This window comes from Pseudoalteromonas sp. S327 (assembly GCF_005886415.1).
In the GTDB taxonomy this organism is placed as follows: domain Bacteria; phylum Pseudomonadota; class Gammaproteobacteria; order Enterobacterales; family Alteromonadaceae; genus Pseudoalteromonas; species Pseudoalteromonas atlantica.
Map to the genome: position 1 here is coordinate 1 of NZ_PNDP01000141.1, position 252 is coordinate 252.

At 30.2% G+C, this 252-nt stretch carries 1 pseudogene; it reads right to left on the bottom strand.

Features of this window, described 5'->3' with window-relative positions:
- Positions 1-252 (bottom strand): annotated as a pseudogene (locus tag CWB60_RS20470) (1,4-alpha-glucan branching enzyme); the annotation flags it as partial.

Below are 252 nucleotides of genomic sequence, written 5' to 3' on the forward strand. Positions count from 1 at the left end.
CATCCTCTAAACTGCCTTCGTGAAATAAATAAATTTCATCAGTATCTAGGATGCTTGAAAAGCTATATTCTTCGTATAAAAATAATGATGAGTTTGCATATTCAACGTTGAACTTATAAGGATGCGTTGGCATTTCGTTGCTTGTTGCAATAAATAAATGGCGACTGTTATAACGCTTAGGATTAACTTGTTTTTCATTAATAATAATATTGAGATTTTTAGAAGCTAGTAAATACACGCTTAATACATATC